The sequence below is a fragment of the Desulforhopalus sp. genome (genome assembly GCA_030247675.1).
Classification (GTDB): Bacteria; Desulfobacterota; Desulfobulbia; order Desulfobulbales; family Desulfocapsaceae; genus Desulforhopalus_A.
Genome location: JAOTRX010000003.1, coordinates 95559 through 118876, shown reverse-complemented (window position 1 = coordinate 118876; position 23318 = coordinate 95559). Strand labels below are relative to the sequence as shown.

The 23318-nt window shown below is 53.2% G+C and carries 17 protein-coding genes; 9 read left to right on the top strand and 8 right to left on the bottom strand.

Features of this window, described 5'->3' with window-relative positions; genetic code table 11:
• Positions 1–25: 25 nt before the first annotated feature.
• Together OEL83_07790 and OEL83_07785 are read right to left on the bottom strand one after the other, a co-directional pair.
• Positions 26–2173, bottom strand: coding sequence for a methyl-accepting chemotaxis protein (locus tag OEL83_07790; protein ID MDK9706939.1), 2148 nt, complete (start codon positions 2171–2173; stop codon positions 26–28).
• A gap of 159 nt (positions 2174–2332) precedes the next feature.
• A complete protein-coding gene (locus OEL83_07785) occupies positions 2333–4225 on the bottom strand; it encodes a transketolase (GenBank protein MDK9706938.1) in 1893 nt (630 codons plus the stop codon).
• Between the two features lie 350 nt (positions 4226–4575).
• Between OEL83_07785 and OEL83_07780 the strand changes: the two genes are divergently transcribed.
• The 4 genes from OEL83_07780 (at position 4576) to OEL83_07765 (ending at position 10423) form a co-directional block, all read left to right on the top strand.
• On the top strand, positions 4576–5022 hold the full coding sequence (locus OEL83_07780; GenBank protein ID MDK9706937.1) for a FecR family protein: 447 nt from the start codon (positions 4576–4578) through the stop codon (positions 5020–5022).
• A 43-nt stretch (positions 5023–5065) separates the two neighbouring features.
• Positions 5066–5671 (top strand): OmpA family protein, encoded by a 606-nt coding sequence (locus OEL83_07775; GenBank protein MDK9706936.1) that lies wholly within the window; start codon positions 5066–5068, stop codon positions 5669–5671.
• Between the two features lie 50 nt (positions 5672–5721).
• Complete coding sequence (locus tag OEL83_07770) at positions 5722–8712, top strand: CHASE2 domain-containing protein (protein MDK9706935.1); 2991 nt, start codon at positions 5722–5724, stop codon at positions 8710–8712.
• 370 nt (positions 8713–9082) lie between these two features.
• Positions 9083–10423 (top strand): Cache 3/Cache 2 fusion domain-containing protein, encoded by a 1341-nt coding sequence (locus OEL83_07765; protein ID MDK9706934.1) that lies wholly within the window; start codon positions 9083–9085, stop codon positions 10421–10423.
• A 137-nt stretch (positions 10424–10560) separates the two neighbouring features.
• Here the strand turns inward: OEL83_07765 and OEL83_07760 are convergent, their stop codons facing one another.
• Both OEL83_07760 and OEL83_07755 read right to left on the bottom strand, forming a co-directional pair.
• Positions 10561–10935: a DUF2784 domain-containing protein gene (locus OEL83_07760; protein ID MDK9706933.1), complete on the bottom strand. Its 375-nt coding sequence runs from the start codon at positions 10933–10935 to the stop codon at positions 10561–10563.
• Between the two features lie 383 nt (positions 10936–11318).
• Complete coding sequence (locus OEL83_07755; GenBank protein ID MDK9706932.1) at positions 11319–11834, bottom strand: glycine zipper 2TM domain-containing protein; 516 nt, start codon at positions 11832–11834, stop codon at positions 11319–11321.
• A gap of 474 nt (positions 11835–12308) precedes the next feature.
• Here OEL83_07755 and msrB point away from each other — a divergent pair, with 474 nt between their 5' ends.
• Positions 12309–13385, top strand: a complete 1077-nt coding sequence (gene msrB, locus OEL83_07750; protein ID MDK9706931.1) for a peptide-methionine (R)-S-oxide reductase MsrB — start codon at positions 12309–12311, stop codon at positions 13383–13385.
• A gap of 103 nt (positions 13386–13488) precedes the next feature.
• Here msrB and OEL83_07745 read toward each other — a convergent pair whose 3' ends face one another.
• Complete coding sequence (locus OEL83_07745; GenBank protein MDK9706930.1) at positions 13489–14391, bottom strand: DMT family transporter; 903 nt, start codon at positions 14389–14391, stop codon at positions 13489–13491.
• Positions 14392–14642: 251 nt separating this feature from the next.
• Between OEL83_07745 and glpD the strand changes: the two genes are divergently transcribed.
• From glpD to OEL83_07730, 3 genes are read left to right on the top strand one after another with little or no spacing between them, the layout of a single operon-like run.
• Positions 14643–16151: a glycerol-3-phosphate dehydrogenase gene (gene glpD / locus OEL83_07740; GenBank protein ID MDK9706929.1), complete on the top strand. Its 1509-nt coding sequence runs from the start codon at positions 14643–14645 to the stop codon at positions 16149–16151.
• Between the two features lie 50 nt (positions 16152–16201).
• Positions 16202–17689: a glycerol kinase GlpK gene (glpK, locus tag OEL83_07735; protein MDK9706928.1), complete on the top strand. Its 1488-nt coding sequence runs from the start codon at positions 16202–16204 to the stop codon at positions 17687–17689.
• 27 nt (positions 17690–17716) lie between these two features.
• On the top strand, positions 17717–18538 hold the full coding sequence (locus OEL83_07730; protein MDK9706927.1) for an HAD-IIB family hydrolase: 822 nt from the start codon (positions 17717–17719) through the stop codon (positions 18536–18538).
• Here the strand turns inward: OEL83_07730 and OEL83_07725 are convergent.
• The 3 genes from OEL83_07725 to ugpB form a co-directional block, all read right to left on the bottom strand.
• Positions 18510–19433, bottom strand: coding sequence for an ABC transporter permease subunit (locus OEL83_07725; protein MDK9706926.1), 924 nt, complete (start codon positions 19431–19433; stop codon positions 18510–18512). The two genes, OEL83_07730 and OEL83_07725, sit on opposite strands and share 29 nt — an antisense overlap.
• Positions 19434–19439: 6 nt before the next feature.
• Positions 19440–20330, bottom strand: a complete 891-nt coding sequence (ugpA, locus tag OEL83_07720; protein MDK9706925.1) for a sn-glycerol-3-phosphate ABC transporter permease UgpA — start codon at positions 20328–20330, stop codon at positions 19440–19442.
• A gap of 131 nt (positions 20331–20461) precedes the next feature.
• Positions 20462–21787, bottom strand: a complete 1326-nt coding sequence (ugpB, locus tag OEL83_07715; GenBank protein ID MDK9706924.1) for a sn-glycerol-3-phosphate ABC transporter substrate-binding protein UgpB — start codon at positions 21785–21787, stop codon at positions 20462–20464.
• A gap of 390 nt (positions 21788–22177) precedes the next feature.
• Between ugpB and ugpC the strand changes: the two genes are divergently transcribed.
• Entirely contained in the window at positions 22178–23290 is a 1113-nt protein-coding gene (ugpC, locus tag OEL83_07710; GenBank protein MDK9706923.1) for a sn-glycerol-3-phosphate ABC transporter ATP-binding protein UgpC, read from the top strand.
• Positions 23291–23318: the final 28 nt, after the last annotated feature.

The window sequence follows — 23318 nt, the reverse complement described above, 5'->3', positions numbered from 1 at the left end:
AGTTGCTTTTCAGACCACCTGCGCCCTAGCCAACATTAAAGATCTCAACCGCCGAACGGAGATCCCGGGCCGTTCTATTCAAGACATTCATCGATGTAGCAGTATCTTGTGATGAAAGCGATGATTCCCGGCTGATCTCACCAACCTCCTTCATGGTCTGTGAAATGGTCTCCGAGGCCCGTACCTGGTCTGTGGTAGCTGCGGTGATTGCCTCAACCAACTCTGCGAGATCATTGGATACTTTCTCAATTTCCTGGAGCTTGGCATGGGCTCCATCGGCAAGTTTTGAGCCCTGGACAACCTTGCTGATACCTTCGTCGATACGGTTACTAACCTCTTTAATTTCGTTCTGAATACTCTTAACCAGCACCTCGATCTGTTTGGTTGAGTTACTCGAACTATCCGCCAGACGCTGAACCTCGTCGGCAACTACCGCGAATCCGTGGCCAGCCTCACCGGCCATGGCCGCCTGGATGGATGCGTTCAAGGCAAGAATGGAGGTCCTGTCGGCGATATCATCGATGATCTGTACGATATTACCAATCTCCAGAGAGCTCTCACCAAGTCGTTTAATTGATCGGGCAGTTTCATTGATCTGTTCACGAAGTTCCGCCATAGCTTTGGTGGTCTCAGTAACCGCCTGGGCACCTTCCTGCGCGTTCACTCGCGATTGACGGGAAACCGCCGCTGACCTCTGGGCATTCGCAGCAACCTCCCGAATCGATTGGGCCATACTTTCGATAGCCTCAACCGCACCGGTAACCCCCTTCACCTGCTGCATATTCTTCTGGGCAAGGGTCATGGTCTGCTGGGCAACCTGCTCGGATGTGGTGTCAACCGATTCGGTTGCCACCTTAACCTTACTGATGATGTCGGAGAACTGGTCAGCCATGGCATTGAAGGAGTCGGCAATAGCGCCGGTCATATCCTCGGTCACCTCGGCACGACCGGTAAAATCACCATCGGTCAGGGCACTAATATCCTCAAGGAGCTTCATAATTGATTCCTGGATGGTTTCGCGCTCTTCCTGGCTCTGGATCAAAACCGTAATATTATCGAGCATGCCATTCAGTTTGTTAGCCATAAGCCCGAGCTCATCATCATTTACCAGATCGGTCCGTGCCGCGAAATTTCCTTTATCAATTTCCTCTATAATTTCAACGATATGAGCCATTTGGTCGGTCAAGCCTCGCGACAGCCTCTTTGCCATGTACAGTGCCAAGAGAATTGAGATGAGGGCAACAACCAACACAGCGGGCAATGCCATGGAGAAGGTCTTCTCCGCGTCATCAACTGCCCCTGCTTCGTTGATGACGACAGCATCGACAAAGTATCGGATTGCCGGTTCCACTTTCTTAACTTCTTCCTGAGTGGCGACCAGTTGCGCGGCAATGGCAGCGCTGGTATTGCCGATCTCCAGGAAGAGCTTGTCGAACTCCCCGAGTTGTTCGGACAATTTTGCTTTAGCCTGGGCGTTTATTGCCAATGTTTCGACAAGATGACCGATTGCGGTCCGTCCCTCTTGCACAGCCGCGACAAATTCCCCTTCAGGGACAATGAGGAAGTCTCGCACGGCGGTACTAAAATTGTAATAGCTATGCTGCAGAGGAGAATAATTCAAGGCAACAACCATCGACCCAATGCTTTCAAGACTCTTTCGCAACTTGGCAAATTCTCCTTGTTCTTTCTCATAGCGAAGCTCAAGGGTGTTGGCGGTAGCCACGAAGGCAGTTTTATAAGCGTTGATGGCGTCGGTAGCCTTCTGAGCAGTCTCAACCTGCTGCTGCGTTTTCACCAGCTGTTGAATCTGGAACAAGTTGCTGGCCGCCTCGCCGCCAAGAATAACAAACCGGTTCAGATACAATTCCTTGGCATCACGAACACCTTTCCCTTCATAATTCAGGAGAAAATCCTTTTCATAGCGCTGCATGACACGCAGGGTGTTCTCCGTGGCCAGAGCCAAGCGAGCGATCTTGCTTTGCACCTCCACCACCTCGACAAGCTTTTTCTGCGTGTGGGTCTGTGAGATCAAGGCAATGGTGATTATCACAAAGGTAAGGGCGATCAGCGACATAAACGCCCATAACAGTCTACCTCGAATCTTCTGGCGTCCAGTAAATTGTGAACTGGCACTGCTTTGCACTATTCCGAGCGATTCTGTTTTTCCGTCCATTACGTCTCCATAATTTCTGTTACTGTCCTTGAAAGCAGACAAGCTGTTCCCAGCAATGCTGCCGGATCACCACCTGTACAACCACAATCTTCTTGCCGAGACCGCTAAAATCACTGAATCAGAGTAACCTGAATCCAACATTCCTTGCAACTTTTTTGATCAACTTACTGAAGATGTGAGAATTTTCTTGATGATATCCTGAACATCTAGCCCTTGGTGAGGCAATTGTTCATCAATCCCCCCCTGACCTATTTTGCTCGTTCCCAAATATGCATACCGCGGGTGCAAACCTCTTTCGAGGAGCCAGGTACCGAAGCGAATACCCAACCCGGTCTTACTGTTCTGGCTTTCCACGACCATCACCAGAGGGCTTCTTCCCACTTTGGCAAGGATCTCTTCATCAACAACATTGAGGGTGGGCTTGTTGATCAACCCCAGCTCAAGGCCACGGCTGCGCAGCTGCATAACCGCATCAAGACAGCGGTAGGTCATCTCCCCGTAACTGACGAGATACCCATCTTTGCCCTCACGAATGATCTCGTCTTTGCCAGGCTGGAATTCATAGCCTTCGCCAAAGATCTTTTCACCACCCTCGGTAAGGAGATACGGGGTTGCTGAACGTGTCGAAAAGATGAAACGGAGGCCCTCGTCAGTAAATACCTTTTTAAGCATTGCCCGCAGTTGCAGGGCGTCTGCGGGAAAGTACAGGCGAGTACAGTCTTTCTCGGCAACCGCATTGTCGGCAAAGAAATTGTTAATGCCGAAATGACAGGTGTTGTCGGCCATGTCGTCGATTCCGGAATGGGAAAAATGGGCGAGAACATTGGCGCGATTGAGACGGGCCATGGTTATCTCCGAGACAACCATCTCAAGGAAAGCGGCAAAGGTCCCGAAGATCCCCTGCCTCCCCGGTTCTGAGCCAAAACCGGCCGCTACCGAATAGTTGTTGCGCTCCATTATCCCGCCGTGAACATACACCTCCGGATGTTTTTTGCGGATATGGTGCAGGCCGCAGGAACCCTCGAGATCGGAGTCAACCACCAGAACTTTTGCCGCTGGGTTGTCCATGGAATCGAGAATTTCACAGACCACTTTGCCAAAATCATCCCGTACCTTGCCGGTTTCCGGAGTGCTGCCGAGGTAGGTTACCTTGGTTTTCTTAACCGCATAGGTCTGCAGCATCTCGACTGCCTCCATCAGGCCGCGACCGGTAAGGTAATCAACCGCCAGATTGACGGCAATGACGTCATGGCCTTTCGGCGAGCCTTCGATGCCAGGGACACCAACAGCCATCGGCCGCTTGTTGACAAGAGCCACCGGGCCATCGGCAACCAGTGCCTGCTGGATTCGGCTGTAGAGAACATTGATATCCTCACCATCACCGACATTGACGGTGAGTCCCTGTCCGGCGAGAGTACGCGCCACATCGTAGCCTTTCATGTACTCGCTGGGATGCCCGGCAATGGTGACATCATTATCATCAATTATCAATTTCACCTTGAGCTTGCGGGCCACCGCATAACGGGCCGCCTCGGCATTGTCACCTTCCATCTGCGAACCGTCGCTGCCGAACATGATGACGGTCTTCGACCTGTCCGCCTCGGCGACACCATTGACGTAACTCCACAGGTGCCCAAGCCGGCCCGAGGAGAAAAACACCCCGTGTTGTTCATCGCGCTCCGGATGACCGTAGAAACCATGACCATATTCGCGGTAGTGAAGCAAGGATTCGGGTTTCTTATGCCCATTGAGAACGGCCATGACATACTGGATGGCTACCCGGTGCCCTGCCTCGTCAAAATAGACTGGATGAAGAGATGCCGATCCCTTCATAAAACCGTCGATAATCAAGACCTCCGGAACAATATCGAAGGCACCGCCGGTATGTCCGCCAAGTCCCTTGACATTGGCCATGGCCGTGAAGAATACCAGGCAGTCACGAACCAGCTGAATATTGCAAGCTAATATTCGCCGCTGTTCTGCACTCAGCTCTGCTTGTCGTATATCGAACTGTAGCGGCGTGTATTCTTGTAAATTTATAGGAAAAACCATTGTGTCCTCCGGTTAAGTAATAGCTGAAAGTAAAAAAGCCAGGGTCTAAGGCGCTTCATCGGCATTACCGGCAAAGCCACCAATCCCATGGCATACATTTTGTTCCTGACAAAATATGAACCATCTCGTCCGAATTTCATAGTCGATCACGAGATTATGCCGGTGTTTTAAAAAATAATGGTAAAAAAAGCTAGAATAAAGGCATTTCGGCCAAATAAGCGCCTCCAGAAAAATTACGCCTGCCAATGGTCTTACCAACATAATCCGAAAGATGTCTTTTCTTTTCCTTTCTGCCACCTTTTATGCTACGATTTCTCAATTAGCAAATCAACTCGACAAGGTAATCGATCATGAAAATCTGCCGGATCTTTTTCCTCCTTCTTACCACCATCCTGTTGAGTACCGTCAGCTGCCAGGCCGCTTCTGAATCCATAGGCATCATCAAGACGGTATCCGGCGAGGTCTTTCTCATTAACACCCAAATGACCCTGCCAGCCCTGGCAAATATGAAGATTGGTCAAGGAGACACTATCAAGACCGGCAAGGCAAGCTCGGCGGGTATTATCTTTGAGGACGACACAGTGGTGTCCCTTGGGCCGAACAGCGAGATGGCAATTGCAAATTTCCTTTTTGATCCCGTAGACAAGAAACTTTCCCTCATTACTCGCCTTGTCAAGGGAACCTTTTGTTTTGTTACCGGTCAGATCGCCAAACTGGCCCCAAAAAATGTCACATTTGAAACCCCGGAAGCAACACTTGGCGTACGGGGAACCAAATTCCTGGTAAAAGTCGACTGACCGATCTTGCCTTCGGATCCCCAACCAATTCTGGCGCCATCCCATGATAAATCGATCCTTAACAGCTGTATTCATAGGCAGTATCCTCTTCGTGTTGTGTGGATGTGCGCAAAAAACTACCGTCGTCCTGTTACCCGATCCTGACGGCCAAGTGGGACACCTTACCGTCTCCAACGACGCCGGATCGGTTACCATGAATCAGGCCGCCCAGGCCACACATGTAGCCGGGCGGCAATCCAGCCCTGGCAAAACGGAAACGATGCCGGAGCAGCAGATCGCCGATCAGTTTTCGGTTGTCCTGGCAACGCTGCCGAAACAGCCGGAGCATTTTCTCCTCTATTTCCAAAAGGGTTCAACCAATCTGACCGCCGAATCAGAAGCGATACTGCGGCGAATCCTCCAGACAATTTCCGAGAACAATTCTCACGCAATCAGTGTTATCGGCCATTCCGACACGGATGGCGACCGTGAATTCAATTTGCGCCTATCAAAAGAGAGAGCCCAGGCGGTCAGTGATATTTTGACACAACAAGGGATCCAGCCGGAGAACATCATCTGCACATCGCACGGCGAGGAAAACCCTCTGGTGAAAACCGCTGACAATGTTTCCGAACCAAAAAATCGCCGGGTTGAGGTCGTCGTTAAGTAATGGCAGACCACTCAACATTCTAAGCAAGGCCTTGGCCCGGATTCCAGTCAATGGTGAACACCTTACCAACACCAGCAGCCCGTCCCTCCTCCTCGAAAAAATGGGATTTGCAACGAATACTGCTCGTGACAGGTGCCATCCTGGCACTTTCCCTGGCAACAGCCTATCTCTTTCCCACCAGGACCATCCGCCATCTCACCAACACCTCAACGGACCTGATTGTTAAGGCTACCAAGGCACCACCAGGAGAAGTTGACATCGTCATCGTCGTAATAGACGAAGCGAGTCTCAATCAACACGGTCAATGGCCCTGGCCGCGCGATCTTTTTGCCAAGCTTCTCAAAAGGATACAAGAGTCTGGAGCGGTAAGTATCGGCATCAACGTGATCTTTCCTGAACGTGACAGAACCTCGCCGGCGCATTTACTAGAATCTTCCGGCGGCTTTATCGCTCTCACCGACCCGTCAAGGGCTCCAGCGGAGCGCCTCGATCACGACGCCTATCTCGCCGGAAGTCTTGCCGGTGGCCCCTTTGTCCTAGGTTACGAGTTCTTGTTCAGTGAGGTCGAGAAAGGCAAATCGGTTGATTGCCCGATACCGGATGTCGCGGTGTCCCGCAAACCACCAAGCAAAGGATCAATGCCCGATGATGTTTTCTACCAAGCCACCGGCGTCCTCTGCAATTACCATCCCCTGACCAAGGCGGCGCCATCCGCCGGCTTTCTCAACGGGGCACCAGACGACGATGGGGTGTTGCGCCGCTTACCCCTCTTGATCCGCTACGGTGACCATAACCGGCTCTATCCCTCCTTTGCCCTCGCGGTTTTGCTGCAACTTTATAACCAGCCGAACCTCACCGTGGAGTTCAACGACAAACTCCAACCTCGCCTGCATCTTGCGGATCTTCGCATTGCCATGGACAGCCATGGCAATATCCTTCTCGGACCACCAGGGTCAATCCGGCCGCCCCATTTTTCCGCGGCGGATATCCTCGGCGACAAAGTATCCTCCAAAAACTTACAAGGAAAGATTGTTTTAGTCGGATCAACGGTTTCCGGTCTTGCGCAAGGGTATCCGACCCCCTATTCTTTAACCGAGAATCTTCTTGATCTCCATGCCGCGGCCATTCGCAGTCTGGCTGCCAAGGTCCAGACCGTTCGTCATCCAACCTTTCCCTTTTACGAAGCCGCCCTGAGCCTAATTCTCAGTCTGGTTCTTGCGATGCTTGCAGCCAAGGCACCAACTCTCTTGACGGTTGGTTTCTCTTTGCTGGCAGCGGTGACAAGCTGGGGAGCAACACACGTACTTTTTCAAACAACAGGGCAGCTCTTTTCACCGCTCCTGCCTACCGCCGTTCTCTTTATCAACAGTTTGCTGTTAATCACCCTCAAGTTTCGCTATTTTCAACTGCAGGCCATGGCGGAGACAGACATGACGATCCTCCTGCTGCAATCCAGTGAATCAAACCTCCGTTCGATTCTCCATACCATTCCAGACATTATTTTTCGGCTGGACGCCCAGGGAAACATTGTCTTTATCAGCCCAGCGATATGTAAATACTCAAATTCACATGAGACTTTTCTTGGCAGTTCGATCTTTTCCCATATTGCCCCACAGGATAGAGAAAGGGCTCGCTTTCGTATAAACGAACGGAGAACCGGCGACCGGGCGACCTACAATCTAGAGGTCCGGCTGCTGTTCAATGGGCCTGACGCGAAAAGCGAGCAAGATTACCGGTTTTTCAGTGTTTCCACAGAAGGTCTCTACCAAAGCAATCCTCCTCACACCCATGGATTTATTGGCACCCAGGGAATTGCCAAGGATATTACCGACCGAAAGAGACTCGAACTGCAACTCCTCCAGGCACAAAAGATGGAGGTGATCGGCAACTTGGCGGCCGGTATCGCCCCCGATCTGAACAACATCCTCAGCGGCCTGGTCAGCTACCCGGATCTGCTGCTCCTCGAAATACCCCGGGATAACCCGCTGCACAGCAAGATAGCCACTATTCAAAAGTCGGGCAAGAAAGCTGCAGCAATTGTTCAGGATCTATTGAGCCTGGCGAGGAGAAATGTCCTTATTCCCGAGATCAGCAATATGAACCGTATCATTACGGATTACCTCGAATCGGCGGAATACCAACAGCTTCAAGCGCGATATCCGAAGATCACGGTGCTCACCGATCTTAACAGGGACTTGATGAACATTAACGGCTCGGCCGTCCACCTCTCCAAGGTCGTTATGAATCTGTTGCACAATGGGATGGAGGCGATGCCTGCCGGCGGCAAGATTGTCATCTCAACAGACAATATCTCTCTCGCTACACCCCTCCATGGCTACGAACCCATTCCCTCGGGTCAATATATTTGCCTTTCGGTCACTGATACCGGCATAGGCATCCCCCAGGCCGATCTGCCCAAAATCTTCGAACCATTTTTTACCCGGAAGACAACAGCAAAAAGCGGCACAGGTCTTGGCATGACAATAATTTGGGCCACTATCAAGGATCATAACGGCTATCTGAATATCCACAGCGAGGAAGGGCAAGGTACTACGCTGACCATCTATCTGCCCGCAACCGAAGAACATTTCCAACTCCCACAACAGCGCGTGGTGCTGGAAGACTATCTCGGCTCAGAGACCATTCTGATAGTTGACAATGACCCGGAACATCTTAATATCGCAGCAAATATGCTGAGAAAACTTGGATACACCGTGCATACCGCAGGCGGTGGCAATGAGGCCCTGCGGATAATCGAGGAGCAACCTGTTGACCTTGTCGTTCTCGACATGATCCTGCCCGGTGGAGACCCGGATGGGCTGGAGACATACCCGGAGATGATGGCCGCCTTATCTGAAATAAATGTCCTCATTACAAGTGGTTACTCGCAACCTGAGCGGTTTAAGGAAATGCAAGTCCTCGGGATTAGCATTTTCCTGCAAAAGCCGTTTACTCTGGAACAACTTGGAATGGCAGTCAAAGCTGCCCTTTGCGGCCCAGTGGCAAAACCACCCTCCACCCAACTGTTCTTTGGCAACTGAGCACGGAAACCTTGCTTTTCAAGCCCGTAATGTGATAATTTTCCAGGGACAAAAGAGTTGGGTCTCCACACGGGGAAAAGTTCCTTTACGAAATTGATTTTTCTCTAGCAAGATATGAATTTCCAAGGCACTCAAAGGCTTTTTATCGAGACAAAAGGCCTTCCGGCAGATCAAGACCTTTGCCAAACCGGCTGTTTACCGTAGTCTCAGCACCCTGCTGATGATGTGCATGAGCCCGATATCCTCGGCCGGAGCAGACAAACCTTTGTGGCTGACTCAATGGAACAGGACGGCCAGCAGTGATAGCCCGTTCGAGATAAAGGCTGATCATTGTACATAATCAAAAACATTTTAAGAGGATCGGAAATCCATGTTTAAGAAAATGAAGATTCAGCCCAAGCTGGTTATCATGGGGTGTCTGCTGGTGATTTTGCCGCAGTTGATTATCGCCTCCATAACCTTTGTCCAAAACAAAGTCCTGCTTGATGACACCCTGACAGAGACAAAGAAATTGGCCTACGCCGACCTTGATCACATTGTAAAATCCGTTTACAGCTTGGTACAATCGCACCAGGACGTCAACGATTTGAATATTAAAAGTGCCTTGAACGTTGCCCGCGAGGTCGTGACCACCAATGGCGGCTTCACTTTCGACGACAAAACTGTCCGCTGGGAGGCCGTTAACCAATTTTCATTAGCGCCCACCCCCATTGACCTGCCGATGATGAAGGTTGGTAATACCTGGCTTGGCCAGGTAGCCAATCCGAAGGCGAACGTTCTCGTTGTTGATCGGGTTCGCGATCTCGTTTCAACAACCTGTACGATCTTTCAGAGGATGAACCCAGCCGGCGACATGCTCCGCGTCGCCACTAACGTCATCAAGAAAGACGGCACTCGCGCCATCGGCACCTACATTCCGGCCGTCGAACCGGACGGAAACCCAAATCCGGTTGTCGCCAAGATCCTTAAGGGTGAATCCTTTGTTGGTAAAGCATACGTGGTCAACGCCAGGTATATCACTGCTTATGAACCAATTCGCGATGCGGCCAATAAAATAGTCGGCATGCTTTACGTCGGTATTCCGCTGGAAAGTGTTACAAGTCTCAGGCAGTCAATCATGAGCACTATTGTAGGTAAGACCGGCTACGCCTGGGTTCTTGATAGCCAAGGTAACTACATAATCTCACAACACGGCAAACGCGATGGCGAGAATATTAATGATCTCAAAGACGAGAAGGGCAGCTTGTTTATTCAAGAGATGATTAAAAAAGCCAAGGCCTTAAAACCAGGCCAAATTGCCGAACACCACTATCCTTGGAAAAACCCCGGAGAAACCCAAACTCGGATGAAGGTGGCTCGTCTGACCTACTTTGAACCGTGGGACTGGGTGATCGGCGCTGGTTCAGCTGAAGAGGAGTTCCTTGATTCTACCACCAAACTCGAAGCCGCGGGCATGAGAAGTACCATCCTCTTGCTGGTGGTTCTCGTACTCTCTTTGACCATCGCGGTTGTGGTGTGGACACTGGTCGCCAGACAAATTACCAAACCAATCGTCACGCTTATAGACGCTACCGAACGTATGAGTCGTGGCGAGATCGATATAAAAATTGAAGTCGATTCAAAGGATGAGATCGGCTCCCTTGCAGAAGCCATCACCCGTATGCAGACCAGCTTGAAACTGGCAATGACGAGAATGCGTAAAAAGAGTTAGCAAACATTCGAAAGCTTGCGGTGAGAAGGTGCAGTGCGGAGAGGAGCCGCACTGCACTGCCGGTTATGCCGCATCCCTTGCCTCCCACACCTCCGCCATCCCCTTCAAAGCCGTCCCTTCCGCCATTGGTTAGTCTTTCAAGAGCGCTGTGTTCTGATCCTTCTGAGGATAAAAGCATAGGCAGCCAGATTCACAACAAGAACGAACAGACCTAGGACAACCTGGATTTCGCGGGTCAACCCGACCGGATAAATAACCGGAACCAGATAGTGCTCAACAAAGCCGGCCGAATACCCCTCTTGGCCTGCCAATTGGCGGAGATAATTCTCAAGTGGCGTCAGCGGGCAGATGTTGCCGGAGAATTCGATATATACCCCCCATACAGCAGCCGGCAGATGCAGCAGGATCAGTCGCCAACTCCAAAAATAGGCGGCAAAGCCCCCTGTCACAACGAAGATTATGAAGAACAGGTGCACCAGCACGACCAAATCGGCAAGTATTCGGTGTAGCATCTTCGGCAACTACTCCTTAAAATTGCTCCAATTTCTGGAGGGGGATAACACCAACCCAGCTTCCTTTCCGGTTGAGTATCGCCCCGCGATACATCTTTACCATACCCAGATCAGCTATTTTTTCAACTCTTGTACCACGTAAAAAAGGCCAGAAATCGTCGCGATTTGACTGCCCGCCCCGATCCCTAGCCCTCTGTGTATCACTCTGGTGCTTTAATGGTATTTAGAGGCCGTAAAGAAATAATCCTGCCATTTTTCCAAATTTCTTTACGGCCCCAGAATGCTTTTAAATTGTCCAAACGATTTGTTTATTATTGCACAACTGCCTATTCCAAAAGAGCATCGTTTCGTTTGAGCAGACTAGCTGCACAACTCAGCTTGTTTTACCATGAATGCCTGTCGTAGCGGTCACCTCGCCAATGGCCACGATGATGGTCTCGCCACCTCCCTCTGTCCCTGTCATCACGGCAAACAGTCCTTGTCACATCCCGGTATCGTCCATGCCGTCTTTCAACCGTCACGACCTCCTCCCAGCAAACCCGGGACGGCCGATGGTGTGGTCGATACCCATCCCGATGATCACGATGGTTATAAGAAAAAACCAATGGCGGGATGGGTGGTGGCGGAGGGAAAAATACCGCGGCCTGGGTCGTGCGGTACCCACTATCATAACCTCTCTCCATCTCATTGCCGACCATTAAGCCAAGTGCCCCACCCACCGCCGTACCAATAAGGGTAGCCTTGGCATCCCGGCCTATGGCCTGGCCGACCAGTGCGCCACCGCCTGCACCCACCAGCATTGCATCAAGGCTCCTATCCTGGGCCTTAGCTTCAAAAATCATTGTCCCGGTCAAAGCGATGGCCACTACTGCTAATTGCATTTTCTTCATGAGTTTCATTGTATGTTCCTCCCTGATTTTTTCCTTCCATGAGAGATTGCTTGCACTGCGCGAGTAACTTCCTTTCATGACTCCTGTATACGTCAGAAACCACAATCATCCTAGTGGACATCCGGATGAATCGGTCTCGATTTGGCCTGATATCTTGCCCATGTCGGGTCGATGTCTAGTTATAATTAGCCACAATATCTATATGTTATCAAAATTTATGAATCTGCGGCCCATCCCCTGAAACAGGTCCTTTCCACTAGCTTTACGTGCCTTTACATGGTGCATTTGCCGGCAATAACGACAGGCTGCTTGCCTGCCTCCCGCCTCCTCAGCATCGCCCCCCTTTCTCCCATTCATAAAACTGCTTATCGTCTTCGTATCACTCCAAGGCCACCAAGGCCATGCTAGATGGAGCTACTCTTTCCCAGAAAACCGCAATGATCTATCGGATTCGATCTTTCTCATAACACCGACGGAGCAACTATGAAGACTTCTCTCCTGATCCTACTCAGTATTACCACCACCCTCTTTCTTGCCGGGGTGATTACCGGAATCGCCGACACAACAGCGCCGGCGAAAGCACCTGCCACCCCTCGTACCACCGAAATCGCCCTCTTTGCCGGCGGCTGTTTTTGGTGTATGGAAAAACCCTTCGAGGTCCTGGATGGGGTGATCTCAGTAACCTCCGGCTATTCCGGAGGCAACAGTAAAAATCCAACCTACCAGGACTACGGTACCGGTGGACACATTGAAGTGGTGCGGATCATCTTCGACCCGCAAAAGATATCCTACCAGCAACTTCTCGACACCTTCTGGCGGCAGATCGACCCGACCGATGGCGGAGGCCAGTTTGTTGACCGGGGTCATTCCTATATTTCCGGGATTTTTTATTACAACGACGTTCAGAAAAAGCTGGCTGAGGAATCAAAGGACAACCTGGCAAAAAGCGCTATCTTCGCCAGACCTATTGTAACACCCATTGAACCGGCCCAGGAATTCTGGCCGGCGGAGGAATACCACCAGGATTACTATAAAAACAATCCAATCCGTTACAGCTACTACCGAAACGGTTCCGGACGGGACGATTTCCTGAAAAAATACTGGCAGGGAAAGGAGATCACTATGGTACAGGACAACAAGGCGGAGGATTTGCGCAGCCGGCTCACACCCCTGCAGTATAAGGTAACTCAGGAAGAAGGAACCGAGCCGCCTTTTGACAATGCCTACTGGAACAACGAGGCGTCCGGCATCTACGTCGATATCGTCTCCGGCGAACCCCTGTTTAGCTCAACCGACAAATTTGATTCGAAAACGGGCTGGCCGAGTTTTACCCAACCGCTGGTAAAGGACAATATTGTTGAACGTTCCGACAAGTCGTGGTTTACGGTCAGGACTGAGGTGCGCAGCAAGAAGGGTAATTCGCACCTGGGCCATGTCTTTGACGACGGCCCGGCGCCAACCGGACTGCGGTATTGCATCAATTCCGCGTCGTTACGCTTTATCCCGGCTGAAAAACTGGCGGAGGAAGGCTTTCAGGAGTTCACTGCCCTGTTTCGTTAAAGATGAGTTGAGCAGCTTGTCTGCGCAATCGAAACGTATGCCCTTGCGGTATAAATGATCTATGGCCTGCATAGCCACGCGCTTGCACCCACGGCCCTTCTGTCTACTGGAGGGGCCTGGGGCGGCCGATATTGGTCAGCGGCAGGAGCTCGGCAAGAAGGATGCTTGCCAGGATGATGGCAGCGCCGGACAACTGCCATGGCGACAATCGCTCGCCGAGGAATACCACACCGCCAAGGGCCGCGAAAACCGTCTCGGAGCTGAGGATGATCACTGTGTCGGCTGGTGGCGTGAAGCGCTGGCCGACCACCTGCAGGGTGAAAGCCAGGCCAACCGAAAAAATCCCCACATAGAGAATTCCCCAGATAGCGCCAAGCATCTGCGGAACGGTCGGTGATTCAAAGCAAAAGCCAAGGCCGAGACCGCAGAACCCACACACCAAAAACTGCCCGCAGGCCACCACCAGCGGTGCCTTGGTTCGCACAGCCATGGTACCAACGAGGATGACATGGATTGCCCAGAAAAGGGTGCTGGAAAGAATCCACAGGTCACCATCAGCCAGAGCGACATGCTGCGCCCCACTGAGGATAAAGGTGCCGGCGAAACAGCCGATCGATGCCGGCCAAATGGCAAAATGAACCCGGCGTTTCAAAAAAATAAGTCCAATCAATGGAACCAGGGGGATGTACAGGGCAGTGAGAAAACCAGAGTTGGTGACGGAGGTCCGCAGAATACCATGCTGCTGCAGCGCCGCCGCAGTGAGCAGCATGGAGCCGGTAACAACTATACCAAGGGTGTCGGAGGGTGAAAACCGCCGTCCTTCCTGCCTAAGCCTCCCCATCTGCCGCAGGGCAAAAGGCAGGACGACGAGGGCGCCGACGAGAAAGCGGGCGCCGGTGAAAGTGATGGTGCCCAGTTCACCGGTGCCGATCTGCTGCACGACGAAACTGCTGCCCCAGATCATTGAAGTCAAGACGAGAAGGAGATTCGCCCGGGTGCGCGTCATTATATACTCCATAGGATACGATGCAGCAAATCCCCAAAGTGGGTACTGTCATTTGCCGCGGTTGGTAACAGTATTTGTTTCTCTAACGGATTTTCGATATATTTACTTGAGGTTCGAAAGGTTATATCAGATACTCTATCGCCCTGCAAAAGGGCAAGGTAGAAACGACGCAACACGACAGTCAAGAGACCGAAGGCAAGACTTGGTCCGTAATTGCTAATTCCCACAAACCACCCCGTCATGAGGTTAATGTGACCACACCAATCTTTGATCTTGCCGTAATCGGCGGCGGCATAAACGGCTGCGGAATTGCCCGTGACGCGGCGGGCCGGGGGCTGTCCGTATTTCTCACCGAACAGAATGATCTGGCCTGCGGGACCTCATCGGCCTCCACCAAACTCATCCACGGCGGCCTGCGCTACCTCGAATACTACGAATTTCGCCTGGTTCGCGAAGCCCTGCGGGAACGCGAGGTTCTGCTCCGGGCCGCCCCCCATATCATCTCGCCGCTGCGCTTCATCCTGCCGCATCACGCCGGGTTGCGGCCAGCCTGGCTTATTCGCCTCGGCCTCTTCCTCTACGACCATATCGGCGGCCGGAAGCTGCTTCCCAGCACCACCTCTGTCAACCTCCGCACCGACGAGGCCGGCAAGGTTCTCAAACAAAATTTCTCCAAGGGTTTTGAATATTCCGACTGTTGGGTCATGGACAGCAGGCTGGTGGTTCTCAATGCCATGGACGCCGCAGCGAGAGGGGCAACCATTCGCACCCGCTCAAAACTCCTGGCGGCGACGAGGAGTAACGGGATTTGGGACCTTCGGCTTTTCGACAACAACCTCGACAGGGAATACTTGGTCCAATCCCGAGTGCTGATCAACGCCACCGGCCCTTGGCTCGACGAGCTGCTCAACCATATCTCACACAGCGCTACCAGGGAACATATCCGCATGGTGAAGGGCAGTCATATCATAGTCAATAAATTGTTCGACCACGACCGGGCCTATATCTTCCAAAACGCCGATGGCCGGATCATCTTCGCCATTCCCTACGAAAAGGACTTTACCCTCATCGGCACCACTGATGTCGATTTCCATGGCGATCCCGGCGCGGCCTCCATCTCCCAGGAAGAGACCCTCTACCTGTGCCATGCCGCCTCCGAATACTTTACCCGCCAGCTGTCGGCAAACGATGTGGTGAGCAGCTTTTCCGGTATTCGGCCGCTTTTTGATGATGGCAAGAGCGACGCCAAGGCCGCCACCCGCGACTATGTCCTGAAACTCGACGTCAGTCAGGGGGAAGCCCCGCTCCTGTCCATTTATGGCGGCAAGCTCACCACGTACCGGAAACTTGCCGAGTCCGTGCTGGCAAAGCTCTCCCCCTTCCTCCCCGGGATGGGCGGCAAATGGACGGAAAACGCCCACCTCCCCGGCGGTGATTTTCAACCTGACACTTTTGCCGGGGAGGTGGATAGATTGCTGGCCGCTTGTCCGGTTCTGCAGCGCTGCCACGCCACCCGCTTGGTCAGAACCTACGGAACCCGTGCCCGCTCGATGACCGCTGGGATCAGGAGCACGGCCGATATGGGCTATCATTTTGGCGGTGATCTCTTTGGCTTCGAGGTCGATTATCTTATCGCCAACGAGTGGGCATGCAACAGTGCCGACGTGCTGTGGCGACGCACCCGTCTGGGTCTCGTCCTCAAAGCGGATGAGGTTCTGGCGCTTGACGCATATATTGCAACATCGCTATCCAGGAGGTAAGGATAGAACATTTTCCGGCAAGCAGCCCATCCACAGGACAGGAGAAGCATATGGCCTCTCACATTCTGGCAATCGACCAGGGAACCACCTCCAGCCGCGCCCTTATCTTCAATGACAGATTGGAGATCGTCGGCGGCGCCCAGCAAGAGTTCCGGCAGTTCTTCCCCCAATCCGGCTGGGTGGAGCATGACCCCGAGGAAATTTGGAGCACCACCCTTGCCACCTGTCGCAGGGCCCTGGCCGAAACCGGTCTTGCCGCAGGTGATATCACCGCCATCGGCATCACCAATCAACGGGAGACAACGATCATCTGGGATACCGATTCGGGACAAGCGATCCACAGGGCCATCGTCTGGCAGGATCGGCGGACCTCCGATTTCTGCGCAGAGCTTCGGGCGGCAGGCCACGATCCGCTGATCACCAGGAAAACCGGGCTGCTCCTTGATTCCTATTTCTCCGGAACCAAGATCAAATGGCTTCTCGACCATGTCCCGGGTGCCCGGGAAAGGGCCGAAACCGGCAGACTGCGCTTCGGCACCGTTGACAGCTTCTTACTGTGGCGCCTGACCGGCGGCAAAGTACACGCCACCGATGCCACCAACGCCTCACGCACCATGCTTTTCAATATCCATGACAACTGCTGGGACAAAGAGCTGCTGCGTCTTTTCGACATCCCCGCTTCGCTGCTTCCCGAGGTGCGCGACTCGTCGGCCGATTTCGGCAGTACCGATCCGGCACTTTTCGGCAGCGCCATCGCCATTGGCGGAATCGCCGGCGATCAGCAGGCAGCCCTCGTCGGCCAGGCCTGTTTTCAGCCGGGGATGATTAAATCGACCTACGGCACCGGCTGCTTCATTGTCCTTAACACTGGAGAACAGGCAGTCCAGTCGCGTAACCGCCTGCTGACCACCATCGGCTACCGCCTGGCCGGCAAAACCACCTACGCCCTGGAAGGCTCGATCTTTGTTGCCGGCGCCGCTGTCCAGTGGATGCGCGATGCCATGGGACTGATTGAATCGGCCTCCGACACCGGCAAGCTGGCCCGTCAGGCCGACATCAACCAGGATGTCTACCTCGTACCGGCCTTCACCGGCCTCGGCGCACCGCATTGGGATGCCGATGCCCGCGGCGCCATTTTCGGCCTGACCCGGGCAACCGGACCCGCCGAATTGTCGAAGGCGGCCCTGGAATCGGTCTGCTACCAGACCCGCGATCTCCTTGAAGCAATGCGTCGCGACTGGGGCAATATGGGGGAAACGGTGCTGCGCGTTGATGGCGGCATGGTCGCCTCCAACTTCACCATGCAGTTTCTTGCCGATATCCTCAGCGCCCCGGTCGACCGCCCGGTGATTCTCGAAACCACCGCTCTCGGCGCCGCCTACCTCGCCGGTCTGCAGAAAGGACTCTTTCCGCCGCCGGAGCAGTTCGCTAACGACTGGAAACGCGATACCCGTTTCAACCCGGCCTTGGCCGAGGAAATACGCATCCGCAAATATAATGGCTGGAAAGACGCGGTCAGACGGACCCTCAGCAAATAATCAAGGCACAAAAGGAGTTACAAAGCTATGCAGCCGCTTCGGACAATGGCCCCTGACGCCTCCAGGGGAATCCGTTATATCCTCACCGACATTGACGACACCCTCACCCTCGGTGGCAAGCTGCCGGCGTCGGCATACGCCGCCCTGTGGCGCCTGACCGAAGCGGGTTATCACGTCATTCCGGTCACCGGCCGTCCGGCCGGGTGGTGCGATCTGATTGCCAGGCAATGGCCAGTGGCAGGCGTCGTGGGGGAAAACGGCGCCCTCTATTTTCGCTACGACGAGGGGCGAAGAACCATGCTGCGGCGCTATTGGAAACAGGAGAAGGAGCGCCTGGCCGATAAGGTCCGGCTTGCGGCAATCGAGGAGGAGGTATTGCGCACCGTGCCCGGCAGCGCCGTTGCCGCCGACCAGGCTTATCGTGAGGCTGATTTGGCCATCGATTTCTGCGAGGACGTGCCGCCGCTCGGCCGGGAGGCAATTCAGGCCATTGTTGAATGCTTCACCAGGGCCGGTGCCATCGCCAAGGTCAGCTCCATCCATGTCAATGGCTGGTTTGGCGATTACGACAAACTGGCCATGAGCCGCCGCTTTTTTGCCGAGGTCTTTGCCGTGGATATTGAAAAGGAACGCCGGCAGGTTCTCTATGCCGGTGATTCACCGAACGACGCGCCGATGTTCGGCTTCTTTCCGTACAGTGTCGGGGTAGCCAATGTGCTTGGTTTCGCCGGGCAAATGGAGCATCAACCGGCATTGGTCACTGAACAGGAGGGCGGCGACGGCTTTTCCGAACTGGCCGATTTCCTCCTTGAATCAGGGCCTATTTCTCCCGTTCGACAAGTCCTTTAACGAACCACCGCTGCATCAGTAGCACCACCAGGACCGGGGGTGCCATGACCAGCAGCGATCCGGCCATAGCAACATTCCACATCGGTACATCATCGGTCTGGGGAATTAAATCCTTGAGACCGATAACCGCGGTGGTCATGTCCTGACTGGTGGTGATGAGCAGCGGCCAGAGGTACTGGTTCCAGCCGTAGACGAACTCGATGACCACCAGGGCGGCAATATTGGTGGTGGAAAGGGGCAGGAGAATCTTCCAGAAAAAGACCATCGGCGAGGCTCCGTCAAGCTTTGCCGCCTCGCAGAGTTCCTCGGGGATGGTCAAAAAAAACTGCCTGAACAAAAAGGTGCAGGTGGCTGAGGCGACGAGCGGCAGAATCAGGCCGGTATAGCTATTCAAAAGACTCCACTCCAGGGCAATCTCAAAATCATTGCCGGCCAGCCACTGCGCCAAACTGTTGAGATGCAGGGTATCCACCAGCCATTGCACCGGTCCGAGGAGGTTGGCGGCCATTTCATAGGTTGGCAGGATACGGACCTCGACGGGCAACATCAGGGTGCAGAAAACGGTCGCGAAGGCCACCATGCGGAAGCGATAGTTGAAATACACGATGGAAAATGCGCCGAGCATGGACACCACTATCTTGCCGATAGTGATGCCCGAGGCCATAACAAAAGAATTAACCAACTGACGGCCAAGATGCCCTTCATCCCAGGCAGCATGGATGTTGACCCAGAATTGATCGCCGGGAATCAACGGCATCGGAATTTTGGCAACTTCATCAAGCGGCAGGGTGGCGGCGGTTACTGCGTAGAAGATAGGAAAACCGACAACGCAGATCCCCGCCATCAGGAAGACGTAGGTGAATGTATCAAGTATCGGGGTACGTTCAACCATCATAGCGAATCACGTAGTGTACTGGACTCGTTTTTCAACGAAGCGGAATTGCAGAACGGTAACGGTAATGATCAGCGCCATCAGCACCAGCGATTGAGCCGCCGAAGCCCCCATGTTCAAGCCGACGAAACCATCCTGATAGACCTTGTACACCAGGGTATTGGTCGCTCCACCGGGCCCGCCCTGAGTGACCGCATGGATCACCCCGAAGGTTTCAAAGAAGGCGTAAATGATGTTCATTACCGTGAGAAAGAAGACAGTCGGTGACAGCAAGGGAAAGGTAATCACCCAAAAACGGCGAAGCGGCCCGGCGCCATCAATGGCCGCGGCCTCGATCAACGATTTGGGAATGGCCTGCAGCCCGGCCATGAAAAACACGAAGTTGTAGCTGATCTGTTTCCAGGCGCTGGCGATCACCACCAGAAACAAGGCGTCATTGCCATTCAATAAGGGATTCCAATCTATGCCCACGACGTTTTCGAGAAAATAAGCAACAACCCCATACGAAGGATGGAGGAGAAACAGCCAGAGAATCCCTGATATAGCCGGGGCCACCGCATACGGCCAGATGAGCAGGGTGCGAATCAGCGCCTTGGCCCGCAGGGCCCGGTTGGCCAGACAGCCCAGGGCCATCCCGAAGACAATACTGGTGAGAGCGGTGGCGAGACTGAAAAACAGGGTGATGCCTACCGATTTCAGGTAAAGGATATCTGTGAATATCCGCACAAAGTTTTCGAACCAGACGAATTGGCTCCGTCGGCCGAAAGGATCGCTGAGCATGAGCGATTGGAACAGTCCCTGGAGTGCTGGCCAGTAAAAGAATGCCACCGTAACCAACACCTGCGGAGTAATCAGCAGATAGGCCAAGGCGTTTGATTTAAAGTGGGAACGTTTGATCATAGGATAGCCGGGTAATCGCCAAATGCGTTGCCAACGGTTGCCGGAAGTGCACCGGTGACCACCGGATACTCAAGAATTGCCTTGAGTATCCAGTGGCCCGGCACAAAGAGGGATGGAAGATCTACTCGCCTCTATTTATTGGTTTTTTCAAACTCACGAAGCTTTTCGTTGCCACGTTTGACGGCATCGGCCATCGCCTGTTGCGGAGTCTTGCTGCCGTTCCAGATCAGTTCCATCTCTTCGTCAAGGATGTTGCGAATCTGTACAAAATAGCCGAGCCGAATACCCCGGGAGTTCTTGTTGGGCACAGTCCGGTTGAGCTGCTTGATACCGACTTCCTGGTAGGGAATTTTATCAAAGAAACCTTTGGACTTCAGCGATTCATAGGCCTTGGTGGTAATCGGGAAGTAACCGGTTTCCACATGCCAGAGTTCCTGCATATCGTTCTGGGCCAGGAAATTCAAAAAGGCGGCAACACCTTTATAATCTTTCTTCGGATGCCCAGACATAACCCAGAGAGAGGCCCCGCCGATGATACTGTTCTGCGGTTGCTTCATATCGGCCTCAACAGGCAGCGGTGCGATGTCCCATGCGAACTTGGCGTTCTTTTTGACATTACCGATACCACTGACCGACTCGGTCATGATCGCCGCATCGCCGGCCACGAAGGCGGCGTTCGGGCCTTGATACTCGCGTCCTTCATAGGCAAAACGCCCGTCGGCCATCCAGGATTTGAGGCGCTCCAGGTGTTTTACCACCTTGGGGTTGTTGATCATCAGCTCACAATCGAGGCCTTCGTAGCCGTTGGCCTTGGAGGCGAAAGGAATATCGTGCATGGCGCTGTAGTTTTCAATCTGAATCCACGACTGCCAGGTGGTGACCAAACCCTTCTTGGCCCCTGCGGCAACGAGCTTCTTGGTAATTTCGCCCATTTGATCCCAGGTAAGCGGCACGGTTTTCGACGGCATTTCAAGACCGGCCTTCTTGAACAGATCGACGTTGTAATACATTACCGCAGTCGAAGAGTTGAAGGGCAAGGAGAGGAGGTTGTTTTTTTCATCAACATAATAGCTAAGGACGGCCTGCAGGTAGCTCGACCAGTCAATTTTATAGCCTTCGTCAGCCATTAACTTGTAGACAGGATATATAGCCCCGGAGAGCATCATGGTCATGGTGCCGACTTCGAAGGACATGAGGATATGCGGATGCTTTTTCGCCCGGTAGGCGGCGACACCGGCGTTGACGACTTCACCGTAATCGCCTTTATTGGTGGCAACGACCTTGTACTCAGTTTGCGAATCATTAAAGGCCTTGACCATCTTGTCAAGGGTCTCGCCCCTTGCCCCACGCATGGCGTGCCACCATTCAATGGTGATCGGCTCCGCCCAGACCTGGCCGGCAAAGAGAACAAATGCCGCCATCATGGCTATGATCGTCAATCCACGTTTTCCTTTCATGAGTCATCCTCCTGTAAGTGTTTAAAAAAATGGCTTCTACGAACACTGGGCAGATCCCCGGTCCAGCAGGTCAAACTATCGCTCATCACCAGCAGGGCCGGAGAAATGCCGGAACTACCTAAGGAAACCTCACGAAATAGGGAAAACGGCCGGGTCCATTTCGCCATGGCTCCTAAAAATCAGCAAGCATCTCAGCATTTTTCATAATCGGTTCTGAAACGAGAGTCAAGTTTTGTCGCTTTGATGATTGGCGATACTTCAAGCAATTTTTAGCGGCTTCATATTGGTTTTTGTCTTCGAATGCAGTAGTGTCACGGTGGTAAAAAACACATATGTTGCGACAAGAAGATTCGACTGCAACTATTTCTAACGATCATAGAGAGATAGAAAATGGCACAGGTAGTTCTCGAAAATGTGGTGAAGCGTTTTGGCAAGATTCAGGTCGTGCATGGCGTTGATTTGACCATCGCCGACACGGAATTCCTGGTGCTGGTTGGCCCCTCCGGTTGCGGCAAGTCAACCCTGCTGCGGATGGTCGCGGGTCTTGAAGAAATAAGCGAAGGCACTATCCGGATTGGCGACAAAATTGTCAATGATATGGCCCCTAAAGACCGGGGCTGTGCCATGGTCTTCCAAAATTACGCCTTGTATCCGCACATGAACGTTTATAAAAACATGTCGTTCGGCCTGACCATCAAGGGTTTTTCCAAGGCGGAGATCGAAAGCCGGGTGCAAGAAGCGGCGCACATCCTTGGTATCGGCGAACTCCTTGCCCGCAAACCCCACGAACTCTCCGGTGGTCAACGGCAGCGGGTGGCAATGGGTAGGGCCATTGTCCGCAATCCCTCGGTGTTTCTCTTTGACGAGCCCCTCTCCAATCTCGATGCCAAGCTGCGCAACTCAATGCGCACTGAGATCAAACTGCTGCACCGCAAGGTCCGCTCAACGGTAATCTACGTCACCCATGACCAGGTGGAGGCAATGACCCTCGCCGACCGTATCGTCGTCATGCGCCAGGGGAAAGTCGAGCAGATTGGTACACCGATCGACCTTTTCGAACACCCGGCCAACACCTTTGTCGCCGGTTTCATCGGTAATCCGCCGATGAACCTTGTGGAAGGGCACCTTCATCGTACTGCCGAGGACTGTCAGGTGGTTTTATCCGACGGTTTACGAATTCCCCTTGCTGGAAACGGCCAAAACAGCGAGCTGCAGGAAGGCCGAAAGGTGATCTTTGGTATTCGTACAGAAAGCATCCGGCCGCTTTTCCCCGACTCTCGCCCTGCCCAGCCAGGTGAGTGGGGTGTCAACGGTCTGGTCGAGGTGGTTGAACCGTTGGGTGGCGAGACCCATCTACATATTGACATTTTCGGGGTCAAATTTATCGCCAAATGTGATGGCCGGCAACGAATACTGGCGGAGACGCAAATGACCTTTTGCCTCCAGCTGGAGGCCATTCACCTCTTCGACGCCGACAGCCTGCGGGCCATCCCCTTCAGCTAAGGGACTCGCCGCAAACCCGCCCGGAGGG

Coding starts and splice junctions, on each gene's coding strand:
- OEL83_07725 (MDK9706926.1), bottom strand. CDS start 19,433: ATGATGGTTGAACGTACCCCGATACTTGATACATTCACCTACGTCTTC.
- OEL83_07790 (MDK9706939.1), bottom strand. CDS start 2,173: ATGGACGGAAAAACAGAATCGCTCGGAATAGTGCAAAGCAGTGCCAGT.
- OEL83_07780 (MDK9706937.1), top strand. CDS start 4,576: ATGAAAATCTGCCGGATCTTTTTCCTCCTTCTTACCACCATCCTGTTG.
- OEL83_07745 (MDK9706930.1), bottom strand. CDS start 14,391: ATGACGCGCACCCGGGCGAATCTCCTTCTCGTCTTGACTTCAATGATC.
- ugpB (MDK9706924.1), bottom strand. CDS start 21,787: ATGAAAGGAAAACGTGGATTGACGATCATAGCCATGATGGCGGCATTT.
- ugpA (MDK9706925.1), bottom strand. CDS start 20,330: ATGATCAAACGTTCCCACTTTAAATCAAACGCCTTGGCCTATCTGCTG.
- OEL83_07765 (MDK9706934.1), top strand. CDS start 9,083: ATGTTTAAGAAAATGAAGATTCAGCCCAAGCTGGTTATCATGGGGTGT.
- ugpC (MDK9706923.1), top strand. CDS start 22,178: ATGGCACAGGTAGTTCTCGAAAATGTGGTGAAGCGTTTTGGCAAGATT.
- OEL83_07755 (MDK9706932.1), bottom strand. CDS start 11,834: ATGAAACTCATGAAGAAAATGCAATTAGCAGTAGTGGCCATCGCTTTG.
- OEL83_07760 (MDK9706933.1), bottom strand. CDS start 10,935: ATGCTACACCGAATACTTGCCGATTTGGTCGTGCTGGTGCACCTGTTC.
- OEL83_07770 (MDK9706935.1), top strand. CDS start 5,722: ATGGTGAACACCTTACCAACACCAGCAGCCCGTCCCTCCTCCTCGAAA.
- OEL83_07775 (MDK9706936.1), top strand. CDS start 5,066: ATGATAAATCGATCCTTAACAGCTGTATTCATAGGCAGTATCCTCTTC.
- OEL83_07785 (MDK9706938.1), bottom strand. CDS start 4,225: ATGGTTTTTCCTATAAATTTACAAGAATACACGCCGCTACAGTTCGAT.
- glpK (MDK9706928.1), top strand. CDS start 16,202: ATGGCCTCTCACATTCTGGCAATCGACCAGGGAACCACCTCCAGCCGC.
- msrB (MDK9706931.1), top strand. CDS start 12,309: ATGAAGACTTCTCTCCTGATCCTACTCAGTATTACCACCACCCTCTTT.
- OEL83_07730 (MDK9706927.1), top strand. CDS start 17,717: ATGCAGCCGCTTCGGACAATGGCCCCTGACGCCTCCAGGGGAATCCGT.